Source organism: Erwinia sp. V71 (genome assembly GCF_965644245.1).
GTDB lineage: Bacteria > Pseudomonadota > Gammaproteobacteria > Enterobacterales > Enterobacteriaceae > Erwinia.
On sequence record NZ_CBFFRK010000155.1, the window covers coordinates 1 to 9,946 of the forward strand.

Consider the following 9,946-nt stretch of genomic DNA (forward strand, 5'->3'; position numbering starts at 1 on the left):
TTCCGGCAGCCTTCAGTGGTCTTTGCAGAGTTAAGACAGGCGGCTTAGCGTTGCACTTCGAACTTGAATCCGCCGTTTAACCGAACTCATTAAGGAAGGTGCGATTTAATGGTATTTAATAGCGTTGCAGTTCGAACTTGAATCCGCCAAAAACTTTTCTGTCACAGATTCTCGCTTAAAAATGACCAAATTTCCGCGTTAAAACATGATCTGATTCACAAAGTAACCGCCTTTTTGATCTGCCTCGCTATTTTCTTCCCTCACGTAGAACGCGTTTCCTGTTGGAGGCGGAAATTGCCTGTCTGCACAGTGACAAAATTACGCTTAGTATCTCACGTAACTCAATTGAAGAAATATGCGAATGAGGATGTAGGTATATGCTGATTGCGCGAGAAAGTATTTTCTTAGACCAACAATTTCAGGATAAGAAGGAGATCTTCCGTTTTCTGGCATTACATGCCGTAGCGCAGGGATGGGCCGACAATAGCGATACCATCGAAGCTGATTTGTGGGAACGTGAAAATCAATACTCCACGGGTTTTGAAAATCAGATTGCTATTCCGCATGCCAAAACGGCTAACGTGAAAGAGGCCGGTGTCATTTTTATTCGCTTGGCTAAACCTATCGACTGGGAAAGCCTAGATGACCAGCCGGTGCAAATTATTTTCGGCCTGCTGGTGCCTGAATCGGGTGCCAAAGTGCTGCATTTGCAAATCATCAATAGCCTCGCCAGTCAAATTATTGATGACGAATTCAGAGATCAATTATTCGCCGTTAATGATGAGGACAAATTATTTCAGTATATGAAGTCACGCATCACAATTGAGGAGGAAGTATGAATATCGTTGGAGTCACATCCTGTATTGCCGGATTAGCGCATACGCCAATGGCGGCCAAGTCTCTCGAAAAAGAAGGGGCACGCTTGGGTCACCAGGTAAAAATTGAACAGCAGGGTGCCATGGGCATCATGAATAAAATTTCCCCGGAAGAGATTGCCGCTGCAGATTTCGTATTAATTGCCGCTGACCGCTCCATTGAAGAAGAAGACCGTTTTGCCGGGAAGATCATTATTCGCGTCAAAATTGGTCAATGTGTTAGCCATGCGTCTGATGTTATTACCAAATGCGTTGCCGCCGTTGAGGCTCGTCGGAATAAATAACCCTGGTGATTTCATGAAAAAAATAATGGTAGATATAAAGAATCATCTTATGACAGGTATTTCCTTTGCTCTGCCTGTCATTATTGCCGGCTCCCTGATGGTAGCGGTCGCCAAAATTATCGGTCTGGCGGTGGGTGAGTCTAATCTGGATGCCTTCGCCCACAGCGACGGCCTGACAAACTGGCTGTACCTTACCCAAGATATTGGCTTTAAAATAATAGGCTTGATGAACTATGTTCTCGGTGCCTATGTGGCATATTCAGTTGCGGGTAAAAAAGGGCTGGCGGCTGGTTTCACTGCCGGGCTTATTGCCTCAGTGACTGGCTCTGGCTTCCTCGGGGCGGCTATCGGAGGCCTGCTGGCGGGTTATTCTTCTGAGTGGGTCTCACGCAAAATCCAGATTAACGGTTCGGCGGCTTCATCTGTACCGTTAATTATAATGCCCTTTATTACCGTAGGACTGCAGGTTGTCATCATGCTGCTGTTACTCGGTGATGTATTGAGCTGGCTTAATACATCACTGATGGCTTGGGTGCAACGCATGACCGAAGACGGCACCAGCACTGTATTACTGGCTGCTGTGCTTGGTGGCATGATCTGTTTTGATCTCGGTGGACCGGTAAATAAAGCGGCATGGGGAACGGGTAATGTCCTGTTTTTAAGTGGTGTGTATCTGCCTGCTATTCTGGTTAACGTCGCGATCATTATTCCCCCGCTAGGTTATGCCGCTGCGCGTTTTTTACGCCCGGATAATTTTAACCAGACGCTGAAAGAAGCGGGTAATGGCTCAGTCATTATGGGGATTCTTGGCATCTCCGAAGGGGCTATTCCGTTTACGCTGAAAAACCCGGCCCGTTTAATTCCACTGAATGTACTGGCAGGGGCGCTGGGTTCGGTCACTGTGGCGCTGCTAAAAGCCTATCCCGTTATGCCGCCGTTAGGTGGGTTGTATGGTGGCTTTACCGTCGGTAATCCTTGGGCTTATTTCATCGGTGCATTAGTGGGAACAGCGGTTATTGCCTTCGGTGCCAATATGCTGGTGAATTTCAATGACGATGAATCTGGCCTGAAATCCAGCGATAAAGACCCGGCAGAAGAGATTGAGATAAAATTTGATTAATTTTATACCCAAGTAACTTCAAGATACAGGATGGTAGTGCTTAAACAACCTATCCCTACAATTGACTTGAGTTCACTGGCTCCTGCAACTCGAAGTATTCTGGGTATAGCAAATTGCGTAATGGGAGAAGTTGTATGAAATCAAAAACCATACATATTTACAGTCATACTCATTGGGATCAGGAGTGGTACTTTACATCATCACGCTCACGTATTTATCTGTTTAACCATATTAAAAACGTGATCCGTATTCTGGCGAATAATGATGATTTTCCCTGCTACCTCTTGGATGCGCAAAGTGCGTTAATTGAAAGCTATCTGCAATGGGCACCAGAAGACCGTGACATATTATTCAAATTAATTGCTGAAAAACGTCTGCTCACCGGTCCGTGGTACACGCAAACCGATCAACTGGTGATCCACCAGGAGTCGGTGGTACGTAACCTCTACTACGGCATGAAAGTAGCGGCAGATGCCGGTAATGCGATGCTGCTCGGCTATGTCCCTGACTGTTTTGGTCAGGGCGGCAACATGCCACAGATCTACCGCCAGTTCGGCATTCACCACGCCCTGTTCTGGCGTGGGATTGCCGACAACTCCCTGCATGAGACCGAGTTTGTCTGGCAGGGAGACAATGGCGATCGCGTCTTCGCCGTACAGATGCCGTGGGGCTATCACTTTGGGGGCCTGATCGATGAAACACCGGAAACCATGAAGGCCTTTCTAGACGGTAAAATGGCACCGATTGAAGCCCGCAGTAGCCGGGAGCATCTGCTCTATCCGCACGGCTTCGACCAGGCTCCGGTTCGCGAAAACTTACCGGCTCTGGTGAGGCAATTTAACGCATGTGATGATGCACGGTACTACCATATCAGCAGCCCGCTGGCCTTCCTGGAAGCGCTGGAAAAGGAGGCGACGTCCGATGTGCGTGTGTTACAGGGCGAACTGACCGAGGCGAAGCACTCGCGTGTGCACAAGTCGATTTTCTCCTGTCGTGCCGATCTTAAGCTGCTGAATAACGAGATTGAAGCGCTGCTCGTGAATACCTTGGAGCCGATACTGGCGATCGGTCGCAGCTTGGGGCATGACTACCCTGCACGGGCGATTGCGGATATCTGGAAGCTGATGTTCTATAACGCGGCGCACGACAGCATTGGCGGTTGTAACAGCGATGACACCAACCAGGACGTTTTCTTCCGCTATAAGCAGGCGCGTGACCTAGCGGTGAATTTACTTGAGTTGCACACCCGGCTGATAAGTATTCGTATCCCGAGAGAGCACGATTATACTTTCACCGTTTTCAATCCGTTAACCAATACCGCCGCCCCGCAGGTGACCTTCGAAGCGTGGCTACCGGGCATTCCGTTTACCCTGCGCGACGCTCAGGGCAAGGCGTTACCCTATGTTATTGATGAGCAAAAAGAGCTTACCGACTACGTGCTGAATCAAACGATCCGCCTAGACCCAGGCAAAGCCTGGCACAAGCCGGAACAGGTCTGGCGCACGACCCTGACCGTGGGTTGCAGCGAATTGCCTGCACTTGGCTATACCCGCTGGTATCTTGATTTTTCCGCCGACGGCGAAAGCAAGCCAGAAGCTGACGAGGTGTCGGTTATCGAGAATGCCTTCTACCGTATTGAAGTGGAAGAGAACGGCCTGCTGGCCATCACCCACAAAACTGCCGGCAAACGTTACACTCGCCAGATGCTGTTTGTGGAAAATGGTGATGACGGCGACTCCTATAACTATTCGCCGCCACGTGGTGACATGTTTATCACCTCCGAAGGCTGCCTGACGCAGGCGCGTTGTCGCAAAAACGCGCTCAATCAGTCGCTGCAACTGGATTACGTGCTGGCCGTGCCGGGCAATCTTGATGAGCGATCCCGTGGTGTGACCTCTGGTGAGTTGACGCTGAGGGTGAGCGTGACGCTGCAAAATGACGACATGATCCGCTTTAGCGTGGATGTCGGAAACAACGTGCTGAGCCACCGGCTGTGCGTGCATTTCGCGACCGACATCATGGCCAACATGTCCTATGCAGATCAACTGTTTGGCGTCGTGAGCCGTCCGGTGCAGTTGAGTAATGCGCTGCGCGTCTGGGAGGAGGAAAACTGGCATGAAAAACCGATTTCCATCGAACCGATGCAAAGCTACGTCAACCTGCATGACGATAAGCACGGCTTCACGCTGCACACCAAAGGGGTACGCGAGTATGAAATCGTGGGCGATAACTTCGACACCATCGCCCTGACCCTGTTCCGCACCTTTGGCTTTATGGGAAAAGAGAACCTGTTATACCGCCCTGGCCGCGCATCGGGCGAATCGGTGGTTGAAACGCCGGACGCACAGCTTCTGGGGCCATTGTCCTTCGCCTTTGGCTGGCGTCTGTACATCGGGACGTTTGATGAGGCGCAACATGCCCGCGTGTCGAAAGCCTTTCTGACTACCTTCCCGGTATATCAGGATAGTGATTTCCTCAATGGCCGCCTGCGTTTCTGCCTGAGCGATGAAGTGCGCACTTGGCCGCAGCAGCACAGCGTGCTGACACTACCGTCCGGGGCAGGTGATGCGTTAGCCAGCGTGGTTAAATGTGCAGAGCAAGGGAACGGGCTGATTGTGCGCCTCTACAACCCGAACCTCGAGGCACAGGCCATGATCCCTGCTCTGGAGAAGGCGCATTTCGTGATGCTCGATGAGCACACCGCTATGCTGAAAAGGCCGTTCCTCAAGCCAAATGATGTTCAGACCCTGTACGTAGAAAGAGAATAAAGAGAGAAAAATGAGACTGTTCACCAACAAACGCGTCAGAGATATTTTCGTGCAGATTGCGGAAGGAAACGTCACCCAGGCCTCTCTTGCAAAAGAGATGAATGTGTCGACGCGGACGATCCGCAGCGATTTGAAAGAGCTTAGCGACCTTATCGCTACGCAGGGTAACAGTCTCATTTACGATCGAAAGAAAGGCTTTTCAATACAGGTGGATAACCCGGCAGGACTTAACATTTTGCTGGAACATTCGCAGCGCCCTTGGAAAGAGACTCGCTCGACCGCGGAACGTCGCCGGGCGCTGTTAACGGCGTTGTTATGCCAGGTCGCCGGAATTTCACTGGAGGAGCTTGAGGCGACGTGGTTTATCAGTATCTACAGCTTGCGAAACGATGTTGCCTTGCTCAAGCGTCATTTTGCCCTGTATGACCTTGTGATCGCCTCGGAAAGTGCAGACAAGCTGAAACTGGTAGGCAGCGAAATCGCCTTTCGCCGCTGTATCTACGATCACCTGTTGCGTTCGAAAGAGGCCGAAAACGATTACCACGATATCTTCGGTTCAGCGGCGGTGTTTTCCGATATGAAGCAGTCGCTGAGCCACTACTTTGTTAATCACGGTTTTGTGGTTAGCGACGTAAATCTGCGCTTTTTAACACTGATTTGCGGTATCACCCGCGAACGCATCGGCCGTGGTAACTGGCTGCTGGATTATGAGCTCGACGGCTGTGCGGCACAGTGGAAAACGGTCGCCAGTGATATTCTGCATACGCTGCTGCCAGATGCGGTTGTGAACGTGCCGCAAAGCGAAATGGATTATATGGCGATGAACCTTGCTGCGTTTTGCGCCGCGCCAATGGAGCATGTGGACGACTATGGACAGTGCGATACTGAACGCACCGTGATGAACCACTTTTTAAGTTACGTCAGCGCCTCTTGGTTTTGCGATGTGAGCTACGACGAGCTGTCGCGCAAAAATTTGCTCAATCACATCAAGGCAATGCGCATTCGGGTGAATAACGGCATCACCATTATTAACCCGCTGATTGAGCAAATTAAGCGTCATTATCCTCTGATGTATGAGATGACGCTGGCGGCGTTTAGTGAACTGGAGCACTTTTTCTCTGCTAAGATAAGCGACGATGAGATTGGTTATCTGGTGATGCACATTGGTGCGATCCTCGAAGATACCTATCTCAAGGATGAAGGGAAAAATATCAGCGCGCTGGTGGTCAGTGATCAGGGGGGCGCCTCTACCCGTATCGTCTGCCAAAAGATCGTCAGAATGTACCCGACCATCGCGATTTCGAAATGTATTTCCGTTGAGCAATATAAAGCGATGCTGGAGGTGGAAGAGAGCATTGTCATCAGCCTGGTGGCGATTGAAGAGAAGAACAAGCGGGTCATTACCTTGCCGGCGCTGCCGGAACGCTGGCAGCTGGAAAACATGAAGTACTTTTTAGCCGCCGAAAATTCACCGCCAGAGGCGATGGTCAACTATTTTTCTGCGGATCACTTTTTTATTTTCGACAGTAATGTGCACACCAAAGAATCATTGATTAACTTTCTCTCTGCGCAACTAGCACAGAAAGGTAGAGTGGATGAGCATTATTTATGGGCGGTACTGGAGCGCGAAGCCCGTGCGTCAACATTACTCGATGATAAAATTGCGATTCCGCATCCTCTCGGTCTGATGGCATTAAGTACGATGGTGACTGTCGCTATTTTTCCGGAAGGTATTGAGTGGGATTTGGGTAAAAATGTGAAGTTAGTCTTTATGCTCGCGATCAGTGAAGATGAATTTGTCGGCAGCATGCTGATTTACGATTATCTGACCAATATTCTCGATGATAATATTATTGATAGTTTAAGTCAGTGTGCAAATTACCCTGAATTCATTTCTCTTTCACAAAAATATTTTTTATAAGAGCAGCTTGTACGTATTAATATGCCTTTTACAATTCTTAGCTTTACACATTTAAAATAGCAAAGGAGTTTATCTTGAAGTATAGAAATTACCTCTGTGCGTTATTCATTTTATCCACTCCGGCTATCTCTGGCGTGAATTTTGATACCCCGGAAGGCAGCCTGAAACTGTATGGTGACGTTGAATTTAATGTGGACGGTGCCAGCCGCACAGGACAGCTCACCTCGTTGAAAACCAGTAGCGGTAAAGACTGGAAAGCCGGTGACTCTGAGCGTTGGGATGTGAATGGCCGTATCCTTATTGGCCTGGATGGCTACCGTACGGCGGCCAATAACAAATTCGCCGGCTTTTCTGTGCAGCCGCTGGCGGATCTCTCCGGCTCGATGAATCTTGATGATGTGGCCTTCTTTTTCGGCCAGCAGAATGACTGGAAGGTGAAGATTGGGCGCTACGAAGCCTATGACATGTTCCCGCTGAACCAGGACACCTACATTGAGTATTCGGGCAACACTGCAAACGATCTGTACGATGACGGCTATGGCTACATCTACATGATGAAAGAAGGGCGCGGGCGTAGCTCCGGCGGGGCTATCCAGTTGAGCAAAACGAGCGGGCCGTTCTATTTCGAGGTTAACACCACCGCTCGCGATGGCACCAAACTCTTCCAAGACAGTGATTACCATGGTAACTCGCTGGAAAACAAGAAAAACGTCATTTACGCGCGTCCGGTTATTGCCGTAACCATGGGCGACGTGACTACCGCTATCGCCATGGAAAGTAACGTGGTGAACAATGCTTATGGCTATACAGGGAGCGACGGTAAATTTGTCGATCAGTCTAAACGTAATGGCTACGGGGCAACGCTGACGTGGAATGGGCAAAAATCTAACCCGACTGGCGGGATGATTGTGAACCTGAGCACCGCGTATATGGATGCCACCGACGAGAAAGATTTCAGCGCCGGTATCAACGGGTTGTGGCATGACTTTGAACTGGGTTATATCTACGCGAAGAATGATGTGAAAGCATTCAATATTAATAATATTGATGTGAATAACACGAATGATTTTATTTTAGGTAAGTATGACATTAATACCATCCACGCATCATACCGTATTCGTAATGTGATGGAAATGAATAACTTTAATATTTATCTGGGTACCTATTGGTCACGCATCAGTGCGGATGAATATCATGATCATGATGATAAATACCGTTACGGTGCGCGCGTAAGATTTAAATATCACTTCTAATATTACCTGTCGCTGTTGAGTCTGTTTGCTGCATGAATACATGCAGGTCATCGCTTTGCCATTATTTTAACTGGCATGAAAGGCAGGCTCATTTTATTTCTATTTTCTTTCAGGGGGCGCGATGTTGAATTTGGGACTGGATATTGGAGGGACAAAAATGGCCGCCGTGGTAATGAATGCCGAAGGCAAAGAGTTTGGCCGTTATCGTACGCAGACTGCGAAAGAATCTTACGCGGCGTTTATTGACGGGCTGGCGCGGTTTATTTGCGAAATTAAACAGGCAGTGGATGAACCCGTGGCGATTGGCATGGCGCTACCGGGCAGCGTATCACCGATTGATGGCAAAATTAAAAATTCCAATATCCTAGTGCTGAATGGGCAGGATCTGCAATCGGATCTGCAAGCCCGCCTTGGCTCTGCGGTGATCATTGCCAATGACGCCAACTGTTTTGCCTTGTCGGAAGCCTGTGATGGTGCGGGGCAGGGGCACGACGTGGTGTTCGGCCTGACGCTCGGCACTGGCTGCGGCGGTGGGATTGCACTCCAGCAGCGCGCGTTTACCGGCGCATGGGGCAATGCCGCAGAGTGCGGCCATATTACCCTCCCCGGTTACAGCCTCCTGCGGGACGGCCCGGAGGTAAAATGCTACTGCGGAAAGACCAACTGTACGGAATCTTTTGTCTCCGGCACCGGGCTGGCTGAGCGCTATTACCTACTTTTCGGCGAGAAGCGAAGCGCACCAGAGATTTTGCATCTGGCAAAAAAGGGGCAGGTGCACGCGCGTGAGCAGGTTGCACGTTTTCGCCATCAACTGGCCCGCTTGCTGGCCACGGTGGTAAACATTATCGACCCGCACATCATTGTCATTGGTGGCGGTTTGTCGAATGAACCCATTTTGCTCGACGGTATTGAGCATGACATTGCGCCGCTGGTCTTTACCGACCAGTTCCTGACGCCGGTGGTTAAAGCGGTGCATGGTGACAGCAGCGGGATGCGTGGTGCGGCATGGCTGGCGGTGCGGGCAAATGTGCAATAACGGAGGCGCAATGTACAAACTGATATAACACCGTGCAGCACTATGCCTGGGGCAGTAAAGCGGCGTTAAGCGAGCTGTACGGTATGTCGAACCAGACACAGCAGCCGATGGCCGAGCTGTGGATGGGGGCGCACCCGAAAAGTAGCTCCCGCATCACCCTGCAGGGAGGAGAGGTTTGCTCGCTTGCTGAGGTGATTGCCGCCGATCCGCGTCACTGGCTGGGTGAGGCGGTGGCAGAACGTTTTGCCGGGGGTAGAGTCCACGGACGTGGTGTAAATTCGGCAGGATGGTGAGAACCATCGGCTTATCCGGTAAAGTAATGGTTAATCAGACAATTATCTTAAAAGGAACAAACCGATGGCTGACAGCCAGCATGACATTCAGTAATACACTGATGCAATCCGGTGGTGAAGACTTTTTGCGTGAACTCACCCAATTTATGCTCAACTATATCAGTATCATGCCGAAACCTGACGGGTTGACGGCAGTGAAGAACCTTGCGGAAGCGTTCGAACACTATAACGAATGGCATCCTCATAGTGCGCTGGGATACCGCTCGCCGCGTGAATATCTGCGGCATCGGACCCGTAATGGGTTAAGTGATAAAAGGTGTCCGCGAATTCAGATAATAAGTGCAACGCTTGGTCATGTGGATGGAGGGACGGTTAGCTACCGATAAGCTATCCTGC

7 protein-coding genes and 2 pseudogenes are annotated in these 9,946 nt (G+C 50.0%); all 9 read left to right on the top strand.

Annotated features, from left to right (window positions below; genetic code table 11):
* Nucleotides 1-377: 377 nt before the first annotated feature.
* Complete coding sequence (locus ACSZO1_RS20425; protein ID WP_437615932.1) at nucleotides 378-839, top strand: PTS sugar transporter subunit IIA; 462 nt, start codon at nucleotides 378-380, stop codon at nucleotides 837-839.
* Nucleotides 836-1,159: a PTS fructose transporter subunit IIB gene (locus ACSZO1_RS20430; protein WP_437615934.1), complete on the top strand. Its 324-nt coding sequence runs from the start codon at nucleotides 836-838 to the stop codon at nucleotides 1,157-1,159. Before ACSZO1_RS20425 ends, ACSZO1_RS20430 begins: the two co-directional genes overlap by 4 nt.
* 13 nt (nucleotides 1,160-1,172) lie before the next feature.
* Nucleotides 1,173-2,279, top strand: a complete 1,107-nt coding sequence (locus tag ACSZO1_RS20435) for a PTS fructose transporter subunit IIC (protein WP_437615936.1) — start codon at nucleotides 1,173-1,175, stop codon at nucleotides 2,277-2,279.
* A 134-nt stretch (nucleotides 2,280-2,413) separates the two neighbouring features.
* Entirely contained in the window at nucleotides 2,414-5,047 is a 2,634-nt protein-coding gene (mngB, locus tag ACSZO1_RS20440) for a mannosylglycerate hydrolase (RefSeq protein WP_437615938.1), read from the top strand.
* 10 nt (nucleotides 5,048-5,057) lie between these two features.
* A complete protein-coding gene (locus tag ACSZO1_RS20445; RefSeq protein WP_437615939.1) occupies nucleotides 5,058-6,968 on the top strand; it encodes a BglG family transcription antiterminator in 1,911 nt (636 codons plus the stop codon).
* A 74-nt stretch (nucleotides 6,969-7,042) separates the two neighbouring features.
* Nucleotides 7,043-8,221, top strand: coding sequence for a carbohydrate porin (locus ACSZO1_RS20450; RefSeq protein ID WP_437615941.1), 1,179 nt, complete (start codon nucleotides 7,043-7,045; stop codon nucleotides 8,219-8,221).
* A 121-nt stretch (nucleotides 8,222-8,342) separates the two neighbouring features.
* Entirely contained in the window at nucleotides 8,343-9,257 is a 915-nt protein-coding gene (locus ACSZO1_RS20455) for an ROK family protein (RefSeq protein WP_437615943.1), read from the top strand.
* A 32-nt stretch (nucleotides 9,258-9,289) separates the two neighbouring features.
* Nucleotides 9,290-9,502, top strand: a pseudogene (locus ACSZO1_RS20460) (type I phosphomannose isomerase catalytic subunit); the annotation flags it as partial.
* Nucleotides 9,503-9,702: 200 nt separating this feature from the next.
* A pseudogene (locus ACSZO1_RS20465) lies at nucleotides 9,703-9,936 on the top strand (integrase core domain-containing protein); the annotation flags it as partial.
* Between the last annotated feature and the right edge of the window lie 10 nt (nucleotides 9,937-9,946).